Below are 23,593 nucleotides of genomic sequence, written 5' to 3'. Positions count from 1 at the left end.
TGACCGGATGCCCAACCTGCAATGGACACTCAGCACCCTGCCCGCCGGCAACCCGCCGCGCGCCACGACGCATCTGCGCGCCGTGGCTCCCGTGCATATCGAAACCCATGGCTATCTGCTGCGTACCGTCGTTCCGGGCGACATCACGACGCGCATGGTGGACTGGGTCAACAGCGAGGCGATGCGGACCGGACTCAACCTTCCGCCGCTCAACTTCAGCCTTGACCGTCTGCGGGCCTTCGTCGACGGGTTCGATAGCCTGAACAACCACTTCATCGGCATTTTTGATCGCGCCACGGCACAGCTGATCGGCTTCTATACCCTGGACGTCAATCTTGCGCACAAGGTCGGCAATATCACCTGCGGCATTGGCGAGCCGGAATACCTGGGGCGACGCGTGCTGTGGCACACCATAGATGCCCTGCTCGACCACTTCTTCACCTATCGCGACGTGCACAAGGTCACTGCGCGCATCCTGGCGAAGAACCAGCACATGCTGTTCAACTTCATCGACAACACACGCTTCGTGTGGGAAGCCAAACTGCAGCGCGAATGCCTTGCCGCCAACGGCGAGCGCCTCGACGTGCTGGTGTTCGCTGCGCATCGGGACGGCTGCCGTGAGGATGGCACGGCACCATGACAACCCCCACGCGCAACCTCCACTGCCCTCTGCGGCTGGGTGGCTTTGCAGCGCTCCGTGACGCGCTGGACTATGCCGCCCATGGCGAGACGGGCATCAACTTCTTTGACCTGCGCGGCCGGGTCATCGACACGCTGACGTATCGTGCGTTGCGCGGCCGGGCGCTGGATGCTGCTTGGTGGCTGCACGGCTCTGGACTGCCTGCGGGAGCGCGTGTCGCCCTGGTCGCAGAAACCAGCGTCGACTTCCTCACCTTGTTCTATGCCTGCCAGTACGCCGGACTGGTCCCCTGTCCTCTGGCCGACCGCCCGCCCGCCGGCAAGGCGGATACCTATGTGGATACTTTGCGCCGCTGGTTGATGCGTGCTGGAGCAGCCTTGCTGATGGTACCTGCGCGACTTGGCGAGTGCGCGCGGCTCGCCGCGGCGGGCACGCCGACGGTGGTGCATGGCTATGGCGAAGCAACCCTGGCGAAGAATCATGACGAAGGCGCGCCGGCCGGTCAGGCTCACACCATTGCCTATGTGCAGTTCTCTTCCGGCTCCACGGCTGAACCCAAGGGCGTCGTGGTGACTCAGCGCGCGCTGATGTCCAATGCCACGTCCATTGCGCGCGACGGATTGCGCATGGGTCCCAATGATCGTGCCTTTTCGTGGCTGCCGCTGTACCACGACATGGGGCTGGTGGGCTTCTCCGTCGTGGCGCTTTGCGGTCAACGCAGCGTGGACTATCTGGCACCCGCGAGTTTCGCCGCACGGCCGCTGCTCTGGCTTCGCCTCATGAGCGCGCAGGGCTCCACCATCGTGTACGCACCGCCCTTTGCCTGGGAGTTGGCAGCCCAACGCTACAACGGTGAAGCTGACATTGATCTGCATGGGCTCCGCATCGCTGGCGTGGGCGGCGACATGCTCGATGCGCGAACGCTGCAAGCCTGCGTCGAGCGACTTGCACCCGCCGGCCTGCGCGACACGGCCATGCAGCCGAGCTACGGCATGGCGGAGGCAACGCTGGCCATCAGCATGACCCGCGCCGGGGAGGCGCCCCGTCTGGATCATGTGCGCATGACCCGTGCCAGCAATGGCAATCCGGTGGCCATGAGCGTTACGCCGCAGCAAGCCACGCATCACCTGGTCAGCAGTGGACGCGTACTCCCAGGACTCGAGCTGCAGGCGCGGGACGCCACAGGCGTGAAGCTTCCCGATCGCCACGTCGGCCACCTGTGGGTGATCGGCGACAGCATCCTGCAGCGGTATCTCGACACGCCGGACCGGGATGTACGCGACGAGCACGGTTTCTTCGACACAGGCGACCTCGGCTATATCCATGGTGACCAGGTCTTCGTAACCGGTCGCGCCAAGGACATGGTGCCCATACGTGGTCGCAATCTCTGGCTCGCCGACATCGAATGGGCGGCCGACCGTGTCGCACCTCTGAGCAATGGCGACGCCTCGGCGATCGTTCTGGAGGATGGCACGGAGGTCCGCGTTGCCCTGTTTCTGCAGCGCGCGCCTTCCACCGCGGCAGAACGCGAGGCGTTGCGCGACAAGGTCGCAGCTGCTGTTCTGCAGGGTTGCGGCATCCCCGTTCGCGTCCACTTCGTCGCGCCGGGAAGCCTGCCTTACACCACATCCGGCAAGCTGGCCAGACAGCGTCTGCGCGACCTATATCTCAGCGGATCGCTGGTGATGGAGCCGCCTGTGCACACGCCGTCCCAACCCATGGAGGCCATGACGTGACCGCTCTTCTGGAAGCCAAGGAAATTCTCTCCGGATGCCTGTTCGTGCCGATGGAGCGCATCGAGGACGATGCCTCCATGCAATCCATCAAGGAGCTCGACAGCCTGTCCTTCGCTGCGATTGCCACGGAACTGGAGGATAGGCTGGGACGCCCGATTGACCCGGTCGACCTGATCAAGCTGCGCACCGTACGAGATCTTGCCGTCCTTATCGAACGCTATCGCTGATGCGTTCCACGGACTTCTGCAACTCGCTATATCGCTACGCCCGCGAACAAAACGGCAGCAACCTCGACATTGAACTCAATGGCGTTCCCGTCCTGCTGATCCAGCGGCACGAAGAAGCCGATCACATCCTGCGCGTGCGTTCATCCGGATATCGGAAGAACATGGACTGGTTCCGCCAGGCCCTCGGTGCATCACGGTTCTCCGAAGACGGCGAGGCATGGCGCGTCCGCCGCGCGCTGACCCACGACTACTTCACCCAGTTCGACCGCGAGCGCACGACCGCGCTGGCCTGCCGTTACGCTGACGAAGCTGGGCGGCAACTGACCGCAAACAGCACCCGGGGCGCGCTTCAGGTCGATGACGGTGTGCTGCGGCGCATGGCCGTATCCGTGCTGGTGGAAAACTTCTTCGGCCTTCCCTTCGCCGACACCGGGATCGATCTCGATCGCATCGCCGACCTGATGGAATATGGATCGGCATACTCCTTCGTCCCCGCCGGCCGAACCGATGCCCTCTATGGCAACGCATTGCGACGACTACCCGCATTGCGTCGCCAGGTGTTGCAAGACCTGCAGATCTTCCGCAGCTCGCGCGTACCCGCTGGCACCATGCTCACTGGCATGCTCCAGGCCGACAGCAACCGGGACACCGGTGTGGTTCTGGAACACGAACTCCTCACGTTCTTTGCCGCCGGCGCGGAAACGTCGGCAGCCACGGTCGGCTGGGCGTTGTACCTGCTTGCCTTGTACCCTGACGTTCAGGAGCGGCTGCGTGCCCGTGCCCGTGAGCTAGCTCCGCGGGTGAGCGTCGACGGCTGGCGTGCATTGTCGGAGTTCGGGGAGCTGGCCACGCTGATTTCCGAAACGTTGCGGCTCTATCCGCCAACACCGATCATCGCGCGCCTCGCCATAGAGGCCGACCAGATTGACGGACGCACAGTGGCCCCGGGGCAGAATGTGCTGATCTCATTCGTGGGCATACAGCATGACGCTCGACATCGGGCCGAACCATGGACACTTGGCCTGGATGAACAGAGCCGACGCGGCCCCACTGCCGGCTCAAACACTGCTTTCAGCTTTGGTCCGCGCATTTGTGGCGGCAAACAATTCGCGCTGACCGAACTGATGGCGTTTCTGCATACCCTGCTGCTGCGCGTGCGCTTCGAGACGACCTCGCTCGAACCCCCGCGATTCCATTGGAAATCGCAGATGCTTCGCGAAGGCGGGCAGCCGGTGCGCTGCTTAGACATAACTGCCTGAGATGCGCATTCACCGGCAACCGTCTCATGGCGCGGCGGCGTTGCAGTATCGGTGGAGCCGGCCTTGTAACGGGTATGGCCAGTGCCTTCAGCTGAGGCCCACCCTGCTTCCCGCAGGTCCCAGGGAGTAGACAATTCTGCCTAGGCGCGACAGGAAGACGACCGGGCCGCCCAAGCTACGCGTCCTCCACTCGCCAAAACTCCCAGCCACCCCATCTTGGCACGACTACTGGGCCAGACCCAGTTCTGCGTCGTACCGTGCCCAGTTCGGTAGCCAGACACCCTCACCGACCTCCGCGTGGCCGACGCAACACACCCCCAATTACGCTCCCTGAGCAACTTACGCCGCGGCGCCGCGGGGAGGTCAATGGTGGACCTGGCTAAGGTCGGCTTTGGTCGAAGGCGGACATTCAGTCCCCGTCTTGACGGACAGAGAGCCGCCGCGGACCTCATCGATCAGTGCGCCATGGCGACGAATTCACTGCGCTGAAAACTCCACATTCCAATCATTTCCTCGCTTGCTGAGGATGCTGCCGTCACTGGCAATGCAGTACACCGGCAGGGATGCCGATACGCGTTGTGGCACGCACAAGGGTGGCGCTTTTGATTCCTGGATCCAATCATCGGCGCTCGCGTCGTAGGTATAGATCTCCCAGGTCACTTTGAAGGCACCGGATTCGGCGCGAATGGCGTAACCCTTTGTCGGGTTATCAAACTGTACGTCCGCGATGAGGTACGGCGGCCGCTTCACTCCTTTCCAGCTATCTCCCTTGTCACTGGAGATGAAGACCTTGGAGAAAGCACCCTTGCTGAGCAACGTGGAAACAACGCCGGTAGCCGGATCCACATGAAAGGTTGTGATGTTTGACGGCGGCGTAACCGTCTTCCACTGGCGCGGCGCCAGGTCATAGCGATATAGGCCATCGTGGGTGCTGATGAAATAAGAACCATGGACAAGTTGGCCCATGGCGCCAACCCAGCCGAGCAACTTCTTTTCCAAGAGAAACTCGCGAGACTTCTCCAACGCGTCCAGACCGCCTTGTTGCGTCGTGTAAACCGTCATCTCATCCGGCCTCACGGCGCCGTTGTCCGTCAGGAGTTGATGGGCCGTGGTTACGATCCAAGTGGTGTCTTCATGCTCGATATCGATAATGGCCTGATCCTTGCCGAACGACCGAACATCGTGCCAGGTCTGCCCTCCGTCGGCACTAGACCGGAGCACGCCGTCATCCGAACCGGCGTAGAGCACACCATCGACATAGGCGACAGCGGAGAGGCTGTGCAGTGTGTCCATGCCTATGCCGCTCCAATTGCCGTCGGCATGGCGAATGCGTATTTGGCCCAAGTCCGCGCCGAAGTAAAAATTGCCGCCTGGATCCTGTGCCGGATGAATATAGAGCGGCGCGGTCACGCTCCTGGCCAGATGGAGAAATTCCTCCGTGCTGGTCGCGCCCTTGAGCTGGGCGATCGTCGAGGGTTTGTTGACCTTGCGATCGTGGGCCATCAGCATGTCGGCGATCAAGCCCAGGCCGGTGTAACCTTGGGTCAGCTGAATCGGTTGGGGTACCGACGTAGGTGTCCAGGTAATGGGATCGGTGGATGTGAGCAGCGAGCCATACTGCTTGAACACCTCATCGACGACGTGGGCGTTTTCCGCCGCACGCAGCGGCAGCACCACTTCTTGGTAGCCGCCGATGTTGTATGGCATTAGGCTGCCAAGATCAGTGACGCGGCCAGCCTCCACCCGGAAGCTCGCGTAGTCGCCCCATGGATAGGTATCCCAGTTGGATAGGCGGTACTCGCCGGGCGCCAGCCAGGCGCCAAACGCGCGACCACCAGCCCCTTCGCGCTGACGCAGTTTCACCGTTGAACCGCCGCTGACGGGACGTACTTCCAGCACTCCCAGTCGCTTTGGGAAATAGATGAAAACATAGCCCTTGCCCGCAGCCTGCTCCGGCGTTACTTCGTGCGCGTGAGCAGTAGGCACGCACGACCAAGCGAGCGTCAGAAAGAAACAGGCAAAAATACGGCCAATGGGCGCCCATGGCGACGCCAGCCGCATTGACGAGAATGCAGTGAACACTGATGTCACGAGCTCCCCCTTGAGCTTCCGTACTGGTCGCCGCCCAAGGCGGATAGCATTAGCTTGCCGTGCTTCGCTGACCGTCGCAAGAAATCGGCAGGCACCGTGCCCATCAGCGTTCCCTTCAGTCCGCTTTTTTGGTCTGCAATGGGTTGCGGATTCAGCCGGTCGTTGCAACGGCCGGCTGAATCCGCAGTCGGAAGCGGGCCCAACCACCAGGTCTAGATGCGCAGATTGTTGAAGGCGACGACTGCCGCCCACAACACGCCAAGCGACGCGACCCCGACCCATTGGATTCGGCCGCGTGATTGCGTGCAGTCCCTGCGGGTCGGATAACCGCCTAGAGTGGCTGCGAGAAGCACAAGGCGGCCCAGCTGGAAAAGCACGAAGTCCCAAATGACCGCCCTGAAGAAAAATCTGGCGGTCGCACCTACTGCATTCCCGATCTCCTCGCGCACCATTCCCCCTTGATGAGTCCGCCTCTGTGTCGTCGCCACGGACAATGTCGGCACATCCCTATCTTTTCGGCATGTCCGCTCTAGGTCACAAGCGGACTTGACGCGAATGCCGAAACCAAAGCGCTGGCGAAACACTACCTTTGACCGCCAGTTAGTGAGATGAGTAGTAGCTGCTTTCGTCAAGCATCTGCTGATAGAGGCTCGGCGTCATGAATTTCATATTGTCTCGGGCCAGCGCCAAAGCCTGGGAATACTCCACTAACGCCTCGGGCTTTCTGTTCTGCCGAATCTTCACCCAGGCATCATCGGCTAGCACCATCGCCTCAAGTGCACCTGTCTGAGATTCACTCAAGCCGGCTTCCTTGCAAGTTTGTAGAAACGCTTGCATCGCTTTTGGACTTCCCAGCCACCGGGATGTCAACGCCAACATGTATTGGCGGCGCACGATGAAGTTCTTGGGTGAAACCCGAACAGACTCGCTCAGAGCCTTATTCAGCCGTTCTCGATCACCCTGGAACATGGCGATATCCAGTAGATGGAGGTCAGTGATTACCGGAATCTCGGCTAATGTCGTCGATTGCTCTAACTCCGGAATGGCCTTCCGGAAGTAGAACTCCATCACATCCATTTGCATTACGCCTGTGTCTGAAACAAACGCACACCCCCGTGCCTCACGCGCCAAGTACTTGTAGTAAATGCCGTGAGCCAAGTGCGCCGCATAGGAGGCGGGATACTTGGCCAGCCACTCGCGATAGTTCGGCTCGAGATCCGGGTCGGCGATATAGAAGGCTCGAAAACCGTCAAGAAGAGCCAGCTCGTCAATCTTTCCTTGCTCATACGCAACCTGAAGAGCATTCATTTGCTTATCGAGATCGTCGTACCGCTTTGCCACCAGAAGTCTTAGGGGAGAGGAATCAGGAGCGGTGTTCAATGATCCGCAGGCGAGCGCCCCCAGGGGGAAGGTGACGGCAAAAATAACGATGAGAGCAATCAACCAACGCTCTACCGGCAACAGTCGTACAGGCACGCACTACGCTCCATGAGTGAAATCGGCAGCATTCAGGTTAGCGCAGAACGTCGCCCATAGCGGACGACGCCCGCTCTTTTGCGTCTCACTCAGATCGGAAGCGGACCTTCCGGCCGGGTCAACCCATGAGGCTCCAACGTCTAGCGATCCGCAGAGGCGCGCTGGGCCTCGCGGGCCAGATCGTAGCGCGCTTGCAGCACCAGCCAATAGAGCGGTGAGGTGTCCAGCACGAGGGCAAGCCGTATCGCTTGCCGGGGAGTCATGGGGCGAGTGTCGGTAATGAACTCCCTGAGGTGTGGCGCGCGGATACCCGTTCGGCGGGCGAGTTGCTGGTGATTCATCGTCGTCGGGAGCATGTAGTCGAGTAGCAGCACTTCGCCGGGGGAGCGCAGGTGCTGTGATGGATCCACGTCCAGGTGCGGGGAGAGTTGGATCAGTTCCATGGGTTTCCCTTCCTTGTCAGGCACGACTGCACAACAGGCGGGCGCTTGCAGCCGCTCGTGTAGGTGCATGCCGGGTGGTTAGGTCGGTGATTGCCAGGGTGCGGCGCATCGCGATGCCAGCCGATGCGCCGCGGGGGCGATCATCGGACGCGTGGCGGGTTCACTCGGGAGTCGTGGCCGAGCAGGCTGGCGTACTGCTGGAGGCATTGGATGGCGGCGCCCAGGCTGGCTGTGACGGCCACCGGAAGCGGCCATTCCAGCGGCCTGCCGGGGAATCCCCGAGCCTCCGCGTTGCGGCACTGCTCGCTGTCATGACGCAATCGTGTGAGTGCGAGCACCGCCAAGGCGATGTCGCCGCGCGTGCCATGGCGCAGAGTTTCGGGCCACGCCACACGCGTGTGTGGCGGCTCGCCGGTCGGAGGAGTGAGGGTGCCGTCAGGGGGAACGGACGGGCGAATGCGTCCCGTATGATCGCGGATAGCCATGATCAACTCTCTCTAAGTTGGTGATGGTTAGCGGGTCGTGGGTGTTAGCGCACTCACGGCTCGCGCCTCATGACCTGGTAGTCATGGTCATTCGCGAGCCCCTACAGCGAGACGGCGCGAATGACTGCCCGACCCTAACAAGCAGGGTCGGCATCGTCTGTCGGAGTTGGGTGAGAGGGGTGTCCGTCTGGCCGGTCGAGCCCGTGACGGCGCAAGGCGGAAAGCGTGTCGGCGTTTGCCACGGGGGCGTCAGTCGGACCCAAGCCATTGATTCCACGTAAGACTGTCATCGCCTGCCGGGTACCGACCTGCCCCGCCCCTTCCTGCGATTCGCAGGGAAACGGGGCCGGCACATTTTCCGATATCCAAAGCACCCCGGGACGTGGAGAATACGGCTCCAATTCTCCGAGGGGGCGGAACCATGGATCACAGTGACGTGACGGCGAACCCCGTTGCGCAGTTGCTCGTTGTCACGCGCAGTCTGGTGGAGCTCACTGATCGGGCGATGTCCGACAGCGAACTTTCCCGGGCTGCCGCCGACGTCCTGGTATTCGCCGCGCGCCAGGCGGCGCGACTGGTGGAGGATCTGGTGAGCGTCCGCTCGCACGATGCCATCCGCGCCCGCGACTTCGTGCAGTGCAGCAGCAGCACGGATCTCGACCGCGCCTATACCGACCTGGAGTGCCTCGCTGAAGCGGCAGGCATGATCCGCGCGCATGGCATCGGCTCGCAGTACCGCGCTCACCTCGCCTACCTGATGCGCTATGCCGCCGAATCGGCATGCTCGGCGCTGGAGCGCGCCGAGCGCGCGATGGCGACGGCCGAACTCGCGCCAAGCACCACCGCACTGCCTGAGGCGCTGCACATCTGAGCTTGGGTGCTGATGCGCGGCACGACGTGCGGCGCATCGGCAGTAGCGGTATCGGATGGGGCGGACCCGCCCTTCCCTGGACGAATGACCACCCGGCACATCCACCATCCCTGATGGACCCGGCACGTGCCAGCAGGCACGTTGCCTCCCCCTTATGAATGCGGGGTCTTTCGGCACCTCGCCGGACGATGGCGGGCAAGCGGCCCAGGCAAGTACCCGGTCATCATCTCGGCGAGGCCGGCGAATTGTGGATATCCGACGTCAGGTCATCCATGAGACGACTCTCAATTCCGCCGTGCACCTTCACGCGGCATCGGAATGTGTGACCCGCGTAGCCATTGAAAGCAGAACCAGCACGATGGCAAGCACGCCGTAGGCGCCGGCAAACTGCCATACCAACAGGCGCGAAGCATCATCGAGCAACCACGGCAGGTAGATGCCGCCACTCAACTGCACCGAGTGGATGATGCCGAACAGTGCCAGCGCGCTACCGAGCAGCAGGATCCACGCGGCACGCAACGTTCGTCCGTCGATCAATGCAACCAGGAAGCTGGCCCAGATCATCGCCGTGATGATGAAGCCGTTGCCCAGCACGGTGATCACTGCAAGCTCCGATATCCCATGCGCCCGATCGGAAAACAGGGCCTGCACGCGATCGCCCGGCACGTAGGTGGGATCGATCAGCTTGATGGTCACCATGCGCGCGATGGCCGGAAAGAAACTGAAGACCACGGCCGCCGCATAACGCATCGGCGTCGCCTCGAACGCCTGCACCGTGATGCCGATGGCGACAAACACGAGGATGGGCGCGAGCACGGAAAGCGGCACCAGCTCGACGATATTGGACAGATAACCGAACACGCCGCCCAACCCGATCACCAGGCCGGTCAGCAGCGTGTAGCCGCTGCGAGCGCCCATCGCCTTGTAGGACGGCTGCCCGATGTACGGCGTGGTCTGCGCCACGCCACCACAGAAGCCTGCAACGAGGGTAGCCAGCGCTTCCACCAGCAGGATGTCGCGGGTGCGGTAGTCGTCGCCGGCAGCACGCGCGCTTTCCGTGACGTTGATGCCGCCCACCACCATCAGCAGTCCAAAGGGCAGGATCAGCGGCAGGTAGGGCACCACGGCAGGAACACCCTTGATCCATTCCAGCGTCGGCACCGGCAGCGCGAAGCGCCATTGCCATGCCACCGGCGCCTGGTAGCCCGTACCCAGCCAACCCAAGGGGCCCAGCGTGTAGTACAGGCCGGCCGCCACGAGAAATGCCACCAGCACGCCCGGCAAGCCCCACGGCATGCGTGCGCGTGCCACCAAGGCATAAAGCACGACACCCAGGCCTGCGAATCCCACGATGGGTTGCTTGAGAATCTCCACCAGCGGCAGGAAGCCCATCAGCACCAGCGCAATACCGGCGATCGAGCCCAGCAGGCCGGCACGCGGCACATGCCGCTGCACCATGCCGCCAAAGAACGACAGCACGAACTTCAGCACGCCCATGATCACCAGCGAGGCCATGCTCAGTTGCCAGGTCGCCACGCCTGCTGCGTGCTCATCCAGCCCTGATTGCTTGAAGTGCAGGAACGCGGGGCCCAGCACCAGCAAGGCGAGACCGATGCTGGTGGGCGCATCCAGGCCCAGCGGCATGGCGGTGACATCCTCTCGGCCTGTTCGTTGCGCGAGCCGCCGCGCCATCGCGGTGTAGGCAAGGTTGCCCAGCAGCACGCCGAACGTGGTGCCGGGAAACATGCGCAGGAAGACGATGTCGGCAGGGAAACCGAATATGCCGATCAATGCGGTGGCGAGGAAGGCCATGATCGACAGGTTGTCGACCACCAGGCCCAGGAAGCCGTTGAGATCGCCGGAAGAGAACCAGCGTGGACGCGCGATCACAGCCATGTCAGAACGAGACCTCGGCCGGCTGCGTCACGCGCAACACCGACTGGTCGCCCGTCCGCTGTTTCCAGGCTGCGCGGATCGCTTCGACCTTGTCGCGATTGGCGGGAGTGTCGGGATAATCGATCAGCAGCAACTTGGAGCGCAGGCGCTCGGGTACCGCCTGGCCCTTGCCCTGCCACTGGCCATACACGTCCACCACGCTCAGGCCGTCGGGGAAACGCGGCGTCACCTCGGCATCGAGGAAGCTGCGCCAGCCCTGCTCGCTTACCCCGTTAGCAGGATTGTCCGCCAGGCCGAGCCCGAAATAGAGCTTGGTTTCCACCCAACCCTGCGTTTGCGCGGGATGCGCGGCATCGCCCTGCAGCGTGGAATGGGTGGCAGGCGCAGTGGCCGCGCAGCCGGCAGCCAGACCGAGCCACAGCACCGTGGAGGCGAATCGCAGATAACGCATGGTTATGTCCTTATGTTCGTTTGGACATCCATACGGATAGACGCCGATGAATGTCGTCGCAAAGTATTGACAACGACACTTGCGCAATGCAACAAATAATTGCGGATCGCATCATCATCCGTGCCCACTGCCAGCCATACCAGGGAAACAGGCTTGCCTGACATGAAGGTCAACGCTCTCGATCATCCGATGTCGTTGCGTGGCGCACCCATGCTCCGATGTAGCAAGCGCTGACGCTCCACCGTCGCTCGCCCTTCCCTTCGTTTCCAAACCCCCAGCCCGCCCCGGCCATACGCACGGAGGCGATGGCCTGTTGCACCCCAAGGAATCCACATGCCCAGCCATGCGAGGCCTTTGCGCCGCCGTCTCCTGCCCGTGTTGATCGCAGCGTGGTCGGCATCCGCTGCCCATGCGCAATCCCAACCCGACGACGGCCAGGCGAAGACGCTCGACCAGGTGATCGTTACCGGTGTCCGCGCCAGCCACCGTACTGCGCTGGAATCGCCGGTGCCGGTCGACGTGCTCACGCAGGACGACCTGCGCGCCGCCGGTGCGGTGAACGGCGAACTGGGCCAGGCCCTGGCCACCCTGCTGCCTTCCTTCAACTTCCCGCGCCAGTCGAACTCGGGCGGCTCGGACCATGTGCGCGCAGCGCAGCTGCGTGGTCTGTCGCCCGACCAGGTGCTGGTGTTGGTGAACGGCAAGCGCTTCCACACCTCGGCGCTGGTCAATACCGACACCAAGATCGGCCGCGGCACCACGCCGGTGGATTTCAACGCCATTCCGATCAGCGCGATCAAGCGGGTGGAAGTACTGCGCGACGGCGCCGGCGCGCAGTACGGCTCCGATGCCATCGCGGGCGTGGTGAACATCATCCTCGATGACGCTCCAGAAGGCGGCGAGGTGACGGCAACCGGCGGCGCGTATCACACGCATTTCCGCCCGAACGACCGAGACATCACCGATGGCGACACCGGCTATGCCGCCGCCAAGTGGGGTACGCGCCTGGCCGGTACCGGCTTCTTCCGCTTTGGCCTGGAGGCGAACAACCACGGCTCCACCAATCGTGCCGGTTACGACACCGTGCCGGACTGGCTGGCCGATCCCACGCCGGCCAACCTGGCCCTGCGTGGTCAGCGCAATTACGCGGCGGGCGATCCGAAAGCCGAGAGCTACAACGGCTGGCTCAACAGCGAGGTGCCACTGAGTGGCAACGCCACGCTGTACTGGTTCGGCACCTATACCCAACGCCACAGCATCGGCGACAACTATTTCCGCTACCCGGACAGCAGCGCGAACGTCACGTCGATCTATCCCGACGGCTTCCTGCCGCAATCGATCGGTACCGACCGCGACGTGCAGACGGCCGCCGGCGTGCGCGGCCTGCTGGGCGACTGGCGCTACGACGGCAGCCTCAACTGGGGCAGCAACGCGTTCGGTTACGACCTGCGCGACTCGCTCAACGCTTCGCTCGGGCCGGAAAGCCCCACCTCGTTCCATATCGGCAGTTATCGCTTCAACCAGGGCAGCGTCAACGGCGATTTCAGCCGGGATTTCGGCGTCGGCTCGCGCGTGGCCACCCTGGCCGCGGGTGTGGAGTACCGGCACGAGAACTTCCGCACGCTGCCGGGCGATGTCGCCTCCTACGCGGCCGGGCCTTACGTCGATGCACCGGTCGGCGCACAGGCCGGCGGTGGACTGCAGCCGCAGGATGCGGCGAATCTCTCGCGCGACGTGGGGGCTGCCTATGGCGAGCTGTCCAGTGACGTGACCGAGCACATCTTCGTCGACGCCGCCGCGCGCTACGAGCATTACAGCGATTTCGGCGGCAACTGGAGCGGCAAGCTGAGCGGCCGCTGGGAGTTCGCGCCGGGGTATGCGCTACGCGCCGCGTATTCCAACAACTTCCGCGCGCCCTCGCTGAGCCAGATCGGCTACGAAGCCACCACCACCGGCTACGGCGCTGATGGCAAGCTGGTCACCGGTCGCATCCTCTCGGTGAACAACCCGATTGCCCAGGGCCTGGGCGCGCAGTCGCTGCGTCCCGAGAAGTCGCGCAACGCCAGCGTCGGCTTCACCGGCCAGATCGATGAGCACTTCGACTTCAGCCTCGATGCGTACCAGATCGACATCGACCATCGCGTCACGCTCTCCGAAACCATCGACAGTCCGGGCCTGAAGGATTACATCCTGCAGCACTTCGGTGTGGCGGGCGTACAGAGCGTGGCGTTCTTCACCAATGCCGTGGATACGCGTACGCGTGGCGTCGAGCTGGTGGGCAACTACCGCACGCCGCTGGCCGGCGGCGGGTTGCTGCTGACCCTGGCTTATAGCCACAACCACACCGACATCCGCCATGTGATGGATACGCCGGCGGCACTGGCGGCCACGGGGGCCGGCAACGTGCTGTTCGGCGTGGAGGAGCGCAACACCCTCACCGATGCGGCGCCCGAGCAACGCGGCTCGTTCACCGCCAACTGGAGCAGCACGCGCTGGAACCTGCTGGGCCGTGTCACACGCCAGGGTGCGGTCACCCGCGTGTTCGACTTCGGTGACGGTTACGTACCCACGCAGACCTACGCCGCCCGCTGGCAGCTCGATGCCGAGGCGGAGTTCAAGCTGACGCCCCAGCTGAGTTTCGCCATCGGCGGCTACAACCTCACCAACCAGTACCCGACGCGCTCCAACAGCGACATCAACTACGCAGGCAACTTCCCCTACGACGTGATTTCGCCCATCGGCATCAACGGGGCCTATTGGTACGGACGGGTGCGCTACACGTTCTGATCGAACCCGGCCGCCTTCTCAGGTCCTGGGACGGCGGCCCGGCAGGATACGGGACATCCTTCGCCCGCTCGGCGAGAATGCCCCCATGAGCGAAACCGCCCCGTGCCTGCCGTGAGCCACAGCCTGGACCTGCCCTTCGAGGCCCCGATCAAGCCTGGCCTCATGGTCATCCATGGCAATCGCATGGAAGACCTGCGTGACCTGCTGACCGCCTGGCTTGCGCGCGCGCCACTGCGACCGCTGGAAGACGAGTTGATGCTGGTGCAGAGCAACGGCATCGCCCAATGGCTGAAGTGGGCGCTGGCGCGACCGGCAGAGCATGGTGGGCTGGGCATCAGCGCGGCCATCGACGTGCAGCTGCCCGGTCGATTCCTCTGGGCTGCCTATCGCAGCGTGCTCGGTCGCGAAGCCGTGGCGACCACCTCGCCGTTCGACAAATCGCGCCTGTGCTGGCGCTTGCTGCGCCTGCTGCCCGAGCACCTGCACGAGGCAGACTTCACCCCGCTGCGCGACTTCCTCCGCGACGATCCCGACGAGCGCAAGCGCTTCCAGCTGGCCGAGCGGGTCGCCGACTTGTTCGACCAGTATCAGGTGTATCGTGCCGACTGGCTGGCCGACTGGGAACAGGGGCAGTTCCAGCTGCGCGACGACCTGCGTGATCGCCACGCTTCGCTGGGACCCGACCAGCGCTGGCAGGCGCGGCTCTGGCAGTTGCTGCTGGACGATGTGGGCCCCGAGCGCCACAACCACCGCGCTGCCGTGCACCAGGCCTTCCTGCAGCGCATTGCGAGCATGGAGACACGCCCGGCCCATCTGCCTCGCCGCATCGTGGTCTTCGGCATCTCGTCACTGCCGCAACAGACCTTGGAAGCGCTCACCGCGCTTGCGCGTTTCAGCCAGGTGATGCTGCTGGTGGCCAATCCGTGTCGCCATTACTGGGCCGACATCATCGAGGATCGCGAGCTGCTCAAGGCGGCCCAGCGCCGTCATGCCGGCAAGCCGGGGCTGCCGGCCGAACCGCGCTACGAAGATCTCCACCTGCACGCCAATCCGCTGCTGGCCGCCTGGGGGCGGCAGGGGCGCGACTATATCCGCCTGCTCGACGCGTTCGATCGCCCGGACGGCTATCGCCAGCAGTTCGCCGCGTGGAACCGCAGCATCGACCTGTTTGCCGACACCGACGGCAGCACGCTGCTGCGCCAGATGCAGCAGGCCATTCTCGATCTCGAACCGCTGCCGGCAACGCCGGAACAGCGCAAACCGTGGCGCCCAGGCGACGACTCGCTGCACTTCCATATCGCGCACAGCCCGCAGCGCGAGGTGGAAATCCTGCACGACCGCTTGCTGGCGATGTTCGAGGAGGCGAACCGGCGCGGCGCGCCCCTTTCACCGCGCGACGTGATCGTGATGGTGCCCGACATCCAGACCTATGCACCTCATGTGCAGGCCGTCTTCGGGCGCCTGCCTCTGGATGATGCGCGCCACCTGCCCTACTCCGTGGCCGATCAACCCGCGCGCGGTACCCAGCCGCTGATGGTCGCGCTGGAGCATCTGCTGTCACTGCCCGACTCGCGTTTCGCGGTAAGCAGCCTGCTGGACCTTCTGGATGTACCGTCCCTGCGGTCGCGCTTCGACATCGACGAAGGGGGGTTGCCGACGCTGCGCCGCTGGATCGAAGGCGCCGGTATCCGTTGGGGACTCGACGCCACTCAGAAGCAAAGCCTTGATCTTCCCGGCATCGAACAGAACAGCTGGCGCTTCGGCCTGCGACGCATGCTGCTCGGCTATGCCGTGGGCGATGGCGGTACCTGGCAAGGCATTGCCCCGTATGGCGATGTCGGCGGACTCGACGCCGCGCAGATCGGCCCGCTGATCCTGCTGCTCGACCAGCTGGAACATTACTGGCAGTTGATGCGCGAACCAGCGACACCGACGCAATGGCATGAACGCCTGCACGCGCTGCTCAACACCTTCTTCGACGCCGCCGATGCGGACGATGGCGATCGCCTCTCGCGCCTGGGCGATGCCCTGGACGCATGGCGCGACGCCTGTGCCGAAGGCGATTTCGCCATGCCAGTGCCGATCGGCATCGTGCGCGAGCACTGGCTGGGCAGCATGGACGAACATCGTCTTTCGCAGCGTTTCATGGGAGGCGCGATCAGCTTCTGCACGCTGATGCCCATGCGCGCCATTCCGTTCCGCGTGGTGTGCCTGCTCGGCATGAACGATGGCGACTATCCGCGTCGCCAGGCACCCGCCGATTTCGACCTGATGGCACAGCCCGGACACGCGCGACCGGGCGATCGCTCGCGCCGCGAAGACGACCGTTATCTGTTCCTGGAAGCCCTGGTATCCGCGCGCGATGCGCTGCATATCAGCTGGGTGGGCCGCAACGTGCGCGACAACAGCCCGCTGCCTCCCTCGGTACTCGTCGGGCAGCTACGCGACTACATCGCCGCGGGCTGGCACGGAGACACCGGCGAAGATACACACGCGGAACAGCTGCTCGATGCATTGACCATCGAGCATCCGCTGCAGCCCTTCAGTCGGCGCTATTTCAGTGCAGGAACCGATCCGCGCCTGTTCACCTATGCCAGCGAATGGCGCCAGGCCCATCGCTCGCCGGATGCGTCGGCGATCGCTTCGCCGCTGTCCGAATGGCAGCCGGACGCCGCCATCGGCGTGGGTCAGCTGCAAGGCTTCATCAGCCGCCCGGTGCGGTATTTCTTCAACCAGCGGCTGAAGGTTCATTTCGGCGAGCTCGATGAAGAAGCGCCTGACGACGAATCGTTCGGCCTCAATGCCCTGGAGCAGCATCTCGCCATGGCTGCGGTGCTGCGTGCGTCGACCATGGCTGGCAACGAACCGGCCGCCATCGACGTGGCCACCCGCCAACTCGTCGACCAGGGTGCGTTGCCACCGGGGGGCTTTGGTGCACTGACCGAGCAGTCACTGCATCGCGAAGGCTCCGCGCTGGCCAACGCATGGCGGCAAGCCGACCAGCGCTGGCCCCTGCTACCCGACAAGATCGAGCTGCAGTACGCCGCGCATGGCGTGAAAGTGGAAGACTGGCTGACCGACCTGCGCCGCGGCGATGCGACGCCCCATGCCCGGCTGGAACTCGTGATCGGCAAGCTGCTGCAGAAGAACGGCGATATCCGTTTCGATCGATTGCTTGCACCCTGGATCATCCATCTGCTGGCGCACGCGCAAGGCTTGAGCATGCAGACCCGCGTGGTGAGCCAGGACACGCAACTGGTGATGCGCGCGCTCGATCCGGCCGAGGCCGGCGCATGGCTCGACACGCTGCTTGCAACGCTGCGGGAGGGCATGCGCGGCCCGCTGCCGCTGGCACGCAAGACCGCCTTCGCATGGCTTTTGGGTGGAGACGAGGAAACGGCCAGGAAACAGGCACTGGCCGCATACGAAGGCAGCGGCTTTTACCTGGCTCGCGGCGAGGTGGAAGAAGATCCCTACCTTTCCCGCGCATGGCCGAACTTTGACGCGATGGAAACCGGCGGATTTACCCGCTGGCTGGACATCTACCGGCCACTGCTGGATGTCACGGCCAAGGGAGAGGACGCATGAGCACCATGGCTCCCCTCAAGCCGCTGCACCTGCCGCTGCAGGGCATCCAACTGATCGAAGCCAGCGCGGGCACGGGCAAGACCTGGACGATTGCCGCGCTCTACCTGCGACTCGTGCTTGGCCACGGTGCGCCGGGCGGCACGCCGCTGTTGCCCGCTCAGATCCTCGTACTTACCTTCACCAAGGCGGCCACGGCCGAATTGCGCGAACGCATCCGTGAGCGACTGGGCGAAGCTGCCGACGCATTCCGCGGCCAGCATGTGCCCGATGATTTCCTGCGCGAACTCATTGCCGTCTATCCCGATGACGATTCAAGGGCGCGTGCCGCGCGCCAACTCGAACTGGCGGCGCAATGGATGGACGAAGCCGCCATCCACACCATCCACGCATGGTGCCAGCGCATGCTCAGCCAGCATGCGTTCGACAGTGGCCATCCCTTCGTACAGGACACCGAAACCGACGAAAGCGCGCTGCTGGCGGAAACGGTACGCGACTACTGGCGCTGCCACTTCTTTCCGCTGGACCGCGACGGTGCCGCATCGATCATGGGCTGGTGGTCCGGCCCGGATGACCTTCAGCGCGCACTCAAGCCGCTGCTGAAGCAGCCGTACGAGAGCCTGCGCCTGGAGGGCCGCGCACTGCCCGAAGCCTCTATGGCACTCGACCATCTCCAGCACCGCGTGGCCAGCGCCAGCGATGCCGAAGCCGAAGCTCGTCGCCTTTGGCTTGCCGATGTCGACGGCATCGAAGCGCTGTTCGCTGAGGCTCTGCAGCAAGGCGCGTTGAACGCGACCAAGATGAAGCGCGAGAAGGTGCTCATCGAGCTGGCCCTGCTCAGGCAGTGGGCCCAAGGCCTTGGCGATGCCGATGACACGTTGCCTCGATATGCCCAGGGTGCGTTGAATTCGGCCTTGAAGAAAGGCGCCCAGCCACTGGTGCACGACGCCTTCGCAGCGATCGAAAGCTGCGTCGCGGAACACAAGACGCTCACGCCACTGCGTGGTCCGATCCTGGCCCATGCCACGCTGTGGGTGTCACAACGGCTGGAGCAGACCAAGCAGCGTCGCGCCCAGCTCGGCTTCGATGACATGTTGCGGCGACTCGACGGCGCCCTGCACAGCGCTGCAGGCGTGCGGCTGGCCGATACCATCGCCACGCAGTATCCGGTGGCGCTGATCGACGAATTCCAGGACACCGACCCGCTGCAATGGCGCATCTTCCACCGGGTGTATGGCGACCGCGCCGCGAAGGGACTGCTGCTGATCGGCGATCCCAAGCAGGCGATCTACGGGTTCCGCGGCGCAGATATCCACACGTATATCCGGGCCAGGTCGACTGCCCGGCAGCCGACCTGGACGCTGGATACCAACTACCGATCCACGCGTGCGCTGGTGGATGCCGTGAACCAGGTGTTCGCGCACGCCGAGCAGCACAGTGAAGGTGCCTTTGCCTTCGGTCACGGCAAGAATGCGCTGCCCTTCCATCCTGTCGCCGCGCGCGGCCGTGCTGACGAGCTGGTACTCGATGGCAAGCCACTACCCCCACTGCAGCTTGCTGTGCACGACGCCAGCGAAGCCATCAGCAGCGGTGCGTATACCGACCTGATGGCGAAACAGGCAGCGGCTTACCTGGTGGACCTGTTGTCCGCCGCCCAGGAGGGGCGTTGCGGTTTCCAGGCGGACGGAGGCGCGCTGAAGCCACTCAAGCCGGGCGATATCGCCATCCTCGTGCGCAAGGGTTCGGAAGCGTCCAGGGTGCGTGAGGAACTGCAGCGGCGCGGTCTGCGCAGTGTCTATCTGTCCGATCGCGATTCCGTCTATGCCTCAGCCGAGGCGACCGATCTGTTGCGCTGGCTGCGTGCCTGCGCCGAGCCGGGTTCCGATCGCGCCATGCGCGCGGCCCTCGCTACGCCCACCCTGGGCCAAAGCGATGACGAGCTGGACCGCCTGAATCTCGACGAGCAACACTGGGAAGCCTGCGGCGAACGCTTCCGCCAGCTGCACAACGCCTGGCTGCGCCACGGCGTGCTGGCGATGCTTCACGACCTGCTGCACGCCTTCGACCTGCCAGCCCGCTTGCTCGCGCGCCTCGATGGCGAACGTGCACTGACCAACCTGCTCCATCTGGCCGAACTGTTGCAGCACGCGGCAGCGAGCCTCGATGGCGAGCATGCGCTGATCCGCCACCTCGCCACCCAGATCGCTCATGCGACGGACGCGCAGTCTGAGACCGCCGAGGAACAGATCGTCCGGTTGGAGAGCGAAGCCGAGCTGATCAAGGTCATCACCATCCACAAGTCCAAGGGCCTGGAATATCCGTTGGTTTTGCTGCCTTTCGCCTGTTCGATGCGTGAGGTGGATGCCAAGGGCAGTTTCGTGTGGCATGACGAACACGGCGAGTCGCGCATGGACCTCGCCGCCAATGATTCGGCATGGATGCAGGCCGAACGCGAGCGCCTGCAGGAAGACCTGCGGCTGCTCTACGTGGCGCTGACCCGTGCGCGCTATGCGTGCTGGCTGGGCATCGCGTGCTATCGCGTCGGCAACAGCAAGACACCCGCGCTGCACAAGTCGGCCTTCGGCCACGTGCTTTCCGGCGGCGAAGTGATCCAGCCGCAAGACCTGCTGCCACGACTGCAAGCGCTGCGTGGCGACCACCCCGGCCTGCACATCCAGACCCTGCCCGCGCCTGCCACCCACCCGCTCAAGCCCACGAGTGATGCCGTCGCGCCGCTATGGGAGGCGCGCATCTATCAAGGACGTCCAACGGAACGTTGGTGGGTGGCCAGCTACAGCTCGCTCAAATATGCCGAGTCCGACGAGATCCGCGCACCCGCGCCGGAAACCGCGAATCAGGACATCCTCATCGAACTGGGTACCGAGCAGCCTGCGCCATCCGAGCTTGTGCCCGCACCGGCGCAAGGCATGCACGCGTTTCACGCCGGTGCGGAAGCCGGCACCTTCCTGCACGACCTGCTCGAATGGACGGCCGACGAAGGGTTCGCCGACGTATCGCGCGATACCGTCGCACTGGAGAAGGAAATCGCCCGTCGCTGCCAGCGTCGCGGCTGGCAGGCCAGCATCCCATTGCTGAGCCATTGGCTGCCTTCGCTGATACGCGCACCGCTGCCTCTACCGGACGGTGCAGTTGCCAGCCTCGCCGACATGGACAGCTACTACGCCGAACTGGAATTCTGGTTTGAAGCACAACACGTCGATACGCTGGCGCTGGATCGCCTGGTCACCACGCATACGCTCGAAGCACGCCCGCGCCAGGCCCTGCTGGCTGATCACATCAACGGACTGCTCAAGGGCTTCATCGACCTGGTGGCCGAATACCGCGGCCGCTATTACGTGATCGACTACAAGTCGAACAAGCTCGGCACTGACGCCAGCGCCTATACGCGCGACGCCATGCGCGATTCGGTGCTGCGCGAACGCTACGACCTGCAATATGCGATTTACACCCTGGCGCTGCATCGCCAACTGCGTGCGCGATTGCCGGGTTACGACTATGAACGACACATGGGTGGCGTCGCCTATCTCTACCTGCGTGGCATCGATGGTGCCAGTGGAGGCGTGCACGGCGAACGCCTGCCCTATGCGCTGATCGATGCGATGGATCGCCTGTTTGCCGAGGGAGGCCGCGCCCATGCGGCATGACGCGACGCACGCCCTGTTCGAGCAAGCGCTGGAGCGCGGCCAGCTGCGCGCGCTGGACGTCGCTTTCGCCCGCTTCCTCGCCGAGCAGGATCCCGACGCACCGCTTGCGTTGCCTCTGCTCGGCGCACTGGTCAGCCGGCAGCAGGCCGATGGACATCTCTGCCTGGACCTGAGTGCGTGGGAAGCGCTGGCCGACGATGCCGCCTGGCCTGTCAGTTGGCGCACGGCCATCGGTTCGGTAACAGCGCAGTCACAGGTCGGCTCATCCCCGCTGCTTGCCACACCCGACAGCGTCGCACACGCGGGTTCACCGCTGGTGCTCGATGGCACGCGCGTATACCTGCGTCGTTATTGGGACCACGAGCAGCGCGTGGCCCAGGCCATCACGCAACGGCTGGTGTCGGCTCCCACCCTGCCCGCGCAGTTGCCGGAGCAACTGGCGCGACTGTTTCCCCATGCATCGCCCGACGCTCCCGATTGGCAGCGCGTCGCGTGCGCCCTGGCCGTACGCGGCGCCTTTACCGTGATCACCGGAGGCCCGGGTACCGGCAAGACCACCACCGTCGTGCGCCTGCTCGGCCTGCTGCAGACCCTGCATCGTGGCGAGCAGCCGCGTCCGCTGCGGATCCGGCTCGCCGCGCCGACCGGCAAGGCTGCCGCACGCCTGCAGGCGTCCATCAGCACGCAGATCGCCCAACTCGATGTCGACGATGAGGTGCGTGCCACCATCCCCAGTCGCGTGGACACATTGCATCGCTTGCTGGGTGCCCGTTCCGATACGCGCCGCTTCCGTCACGACCGCGCCAATCCCTTGCACGTCGACGTGCTGGTCATCGACGAGGCATCGATGATCGACCTGGAGATGATGTCGGCCGTGCTGGACGCCCTGCCCGATGACGCCCGCCTCGTACTGCTGGGCGACAAGGACCAGCTTTCCTCGGTGGAGGCCGGTGCCGTGCTCGGCGACCTCTGTCGGCGCGCCGACGCCGCCCACTACAGCGAGGGAACGGCGAACTGGCTCCGCGCCACCAGCGGCGACCGGGTTGATGCCTGGGTGCGCGACGATGCGCTTCCGCTCGACCAGCACGTCGCCATGCTGCGCCATAGCCATCGCTTTGGTGCAAACAGCGGCATCGGCCAGCTCGCGCAGCGCATCAACGAAGGCGATGCGGCGCGCGTTCGGCGGCTGCTGTCGGAGCCGCACGGCGATATCGCCTGGATCGACGCTACCGCCAATACGGCGCGCCTGGCCGAGCTCGTCCTCGATGGTGGCCGCCCCCACTTCGCCACGCGCGACGACGGTGCCGAACCGCAGGGTTATCGCCACTATCTGCAATGGCTGCGCGAACACCGCCCCCATGCCCAGGCAGATGGCCCAACGCACGAAGCATGGGCACGTGGCGTGTTGCAGGCCTTCGGTAACTTCCAGTTGCTGTGCGCGCTGCGCCAAGGGCCGTTCGGCGCGGAAGGGCTCAACCGCCAGATCACCGCCATCCTTCAACAGGCGAACCTGATCGAGAGTGGACAGGAGTGGTACGAAGGCCGCCCCGTGCTGGTCACCCGCAACGACTACAGCCTCGGACTCATGAACGGCGACATCGGCATCGCGCTACGCGTGCCTGACGAGCAGGGCAGGCTGCACCTGCGCGTTGCCTTCGAGGTCGCCGGTGAGGCTGGCGATGACGCCACGCGGATCCGCTTTGTGCTGCCGTCACGCCTGGGCGAACGCGAAACCGTCTACGCCATGACAGTGCACAAGTCCCAGGGCTCCGAATTCGATCACGCGGCCCTCGTGCTGCCGGACGCGGCGAGCGCGGTGCTCACGCGGGAACTGCTTTATACAGGCGTCACCCGCGCACGACGCTGGTTCAGCCTGATGGGATCGGGAGAGCGCGTCACAGCCGCGATCGAACAATCGACCCGCCGTCACTCGGGCCTGTGGCCTCGCTTCGCACCGCACGCCTCGCCCTGAATCACCCGA

The 23,593-nt window shown here is 64.3% G+C and carries 14 protein-coding genes; 9 read left to right on the top strand and 5 right to left on the bottom strand.

What is annotated here, in order from left to right; genetic code table 11:
* Positions 1-7 precede the first annotated feature (7 nt).
* Genes EPB08_RS17620 through EPB08_RS17605 form a run of 4 tightly spaced genes read left to right on the top strand, consistent with a single transcriptional unit; the run spans position 8 to position 3,862 of the window.
* Positions 8-640 (top strand): GNAT family N-acetyltransferase, encoded by a 633-nt coding sequence (locus EPB08_RS17620; RefSeq protein WP_205746385.1) that lies wholly within the window; start codon positions 8-10, stop codon positions 638-640.
* The gene (locus EPB08_RS17615; protein ID WP_130620406.1) at positions 637-2,376 is read left to right on the top strand and encodes an AMP-binding protein; all 1,740 of its coding nucleotides are present in this window, start codon (positions 637-639) and stop codon (positions 2,374-2,376) included. Before EPB08_RS17620 ends, EPB08_RS17615 begins: the two co-directional genes overlap by 4 nt.
* A complete protein-coding gene (locus tag EPB08_RS21095; RefSeq protein WP_165418530.1) occupies positions 2,373-2,603 on the top strand; it encodes an acyl carrier protein in 231 nt (76 codons plus the stop codon). Before EPB08_RS17615 ends, EPB08_RS21095 begins: the two co-directional genes overlap by 4 nt.
* The gene (locus EPB08_RS17605) at positions 2,603-3,862 is read left to right on the top strand and encodes a cytochrome P450 (RefSeq protein ID WP_130620404.1); all 1,260 of its coding nucleotides are present in this window, start codon (positions 2,603-2,605) and stop codon (positions 3,860-3,862) included. Before EPB08_RS21095 ends, EPB08_RS17605 begins: the two co-directional genes overlap by 1 nt.
* Positions 3,863-4,339: 477 nt before the next feature.
* Here the strand turns inward: EPB08_RS17605 and EPB08_RS17600 are convergent, their stop codons facing one another.
* The 3 genes from EPB08_RS17600 to EPB08_RS17590 all read right to left on the bottom strand — a co-directional run bounded on the left by EPB08_RS17600 (position 4,340) and on the right by EPB08_RS17590 (position 7,872).
* A complete protein-coding gene (locus tag EPB08_RS17600) occupies positions 4,340-5,953 on the bottom strand; it encodes a beta propeller repeat protein (protein WP_130620403.1) in 1,614 nt (537 codons plus the stop codon).
* A 600-nt stretch (positions 5,954-6,553) separates the two neighbouring features.
* The gene (locus EPB08_RS17595) at positions 6,554-7,429 is read right to left on the bottom strand and encodes a DUF4034 domain-containing protein (RefSeq protein WP_130620402.1); all 876 of its coding nucleotides are present in this window, start codon (positions 7,427-7,429) and stop codon (positions 6,554-6,556) included.
* Positions 7,430-7,569: 140 nt separating this feature from the next.
* Complete coding sequence (locus tag EPB08_RS17590) at positions 7,570-7,872, bottom strand: HigA family addiction module antitoxin (RefSeq protein WP_165418529.1); 303 nt, start codon at positions 7,870-7,872, stop codon at positions 7,570-7,572.
* Positions 7,873-8,778: 906 nt separating this feature from the next.
* On the opposite strand from EPB08_RS17590, the gene EPB08_RS17585 reads away from it, so the two are divergent.
* A complete protein-coding gene (locus EPB08_RS17585; RefSeq protein WP_130620400.1) occupies positions 8,779-9,228 on the top strand; it encodes a hypothetical protein in 450 nt (149 codons plus the stop codon).
* Positions 9,229-9,531: 303 nt separating this feature from the next.
* Here EPB08_RS17585 and EPB08_RS17580 read toward each other — a convergent pair whose 3' ends face one another.
* Together EPB08_RS17580 and EPB08_RS17575 are read right to left on the bottom strand one after the other, a co-directional pair.
* Complete coding sequence (locus EPB08_RS17580; protein WP_130620399.1) at positions 9,532-11,124, bottom strand: hypothetical protein; 1,593 nt, start codon at positions 11,122-11,124, stop codon at positions 9,532-9,534.
* A 1-nt stretch (position 11,125) separates the two neighbouring features.
* The gene (locus EPB08_RS17575) at positions 11,126-11,575 is read right to left on the bottom strand and encodes a DUF3574 domain-containing protein (RefSeq protein ID WP_130620398.1); all 450 of its coding nucleotides are present in this window, start codon (positions 11,573-11,575) and stop codon (positions 11,126-11,128) included.
* Between the two features lie 354 nt (positions 11,576-11,929).
* Between EPB08_RS17575 and EPB08_RS17570 the strand changes: the two genes are divergently transcribed.
* The 4 genes from EPB08_RS17570 to recD all read left to right on the top strand — a co-directional run bounded on the left by EPB08_RS17570 (position 11,930) and on the right by recD (position 23,584).
* The gene (locus tag EPB08_RS17570) at positions 11,930-14,362 is read left to right on the top strand and encodes a TonB-dependent receptor plug domain-containing protein (RefSeq protein ID WP_205746398.1); all 2,433 of its coding nucleotides are present in this window, start codon (positions 11,930-11,932) and stop codon (positions 14,360-14,362) included.
* 111 nt (positions 14,363-14,473) lie between these two features.
* The gene (gene recC, locus EPB08_RS17565) at positions 14,474-17,950 is read left to right on the top strand and encodes an exodeoxyribonuclease V subunit gamma (protein WP_130620396.1); all 3,477 of its coding nucleotides are present in this window, start codon (positions 14,474-14,476) and stop codon (positions 17,948-17,950) included.
* The gene (gene recB, locus EPB08_RS17560; RefSeq protein ID WP_130620395.1) at positions 17,947-21,612 is read left to right on the top strand and encodes an exodeoxyribonuclease V subunit beta; all 3,666 of its coding nucleotides are present in this window, start codon (positions 17,947-17,949) and stop codon (positions 21,610-21,612) included. Before recC ends, recB begins: the two co-directional genes overlap by 4 nt.
* Complete coding sequence (recD, locus tag EPB08_RS17555; RefSeq protein ID WP_165418528.1) at positions 21,602-23,584, top strand: exodeoxyribonuclease V subunit alpha; 1,983 nt, start codon at positions 21,602-21,604, stop codon at positions 23,582-23,584. Before recB ends, recD begins: the two co-directional genes overlap by 11 nt.
* Positions 23,585-23,593: the final 9 nt, after the last annotated feature.

It is taken from the genome of Dyella amyloliquefaciens (genome assembly GCF_004296575.1).
Classification (GTDB): domain Bacteria; phylum Pseudomonadota; class Gammaproteobacteria; order Xanthomonadales; family Rhodanobacteraceae; genus Dyella; species Dyella amyloliquefaciens.
The sequence above is the reverse complement of the archived record's forward strand: the minus strand, read 5'-3'. Positions and strand labels throughout refer to the sequence as shown.

Coding starts and splice junctions, on each gene's coding strand:
- EPB08_RS17605 (WP_130620404.1), top strand. CDS start 2,603: ATGCGTTCCACGGACTTCTGCAACTCGCTATATCGCTACGCCCGCGAA.
- EPB08_RS17615 (WP_130620406.1), top strand. CDS start 637: ATGACAACCCCCACGCGCAACCTCCACTGCCCTCTGCGGCTGGGTGGC.
- EPB08_RS17590 (WP_165418529.1), bottom strand. CDS start 7,872: ATGGAACTGATCCAACTCTCCCCGCACCTGGACGTGGATCCATCACAG.
- recD (WP_165418528.1), top strand. CDS start 21,602: ATGCGGCATGACGCGACGCACGCCCTGTTCGAGCAAGCGCTGGAGCGC.
- EPB08_RS17580 (WP_130620399.1), bottom strand. CDS start 11,124: ATGGCTGTGATCGCGCGTCCACGCTGGTTCTCTTCCGGCGATCTCAAC.
- EPB08_RS17585 (WP_130620400.1), top strand. CDS start 8,779: ATGGATCACAGTGACGTGACGGCGAACCCCGTTGCGCAGTTGCTCGTT.
- recB (WP_130620395.1), top strand. CDS start 17,947: ATGAGCACCATGGCTCCCCTCAAGCCGCTGCACCTGCCGCTGCAGGGC.
- EPB08_RS17620 (WP_205746385.1), top strand. CDS start 8: ATGCCCAACCTGCAATGGACACTCAGCACCCTGCCCGCCGGCAACCCG.
- EPB08_RS17575 (WP_130620398.1), bottom strand. CDS start 11,575: ATGCGTTATCTGCGATTCGCCTCCACGGTGCTGTGGCTCGGTCTGGCT.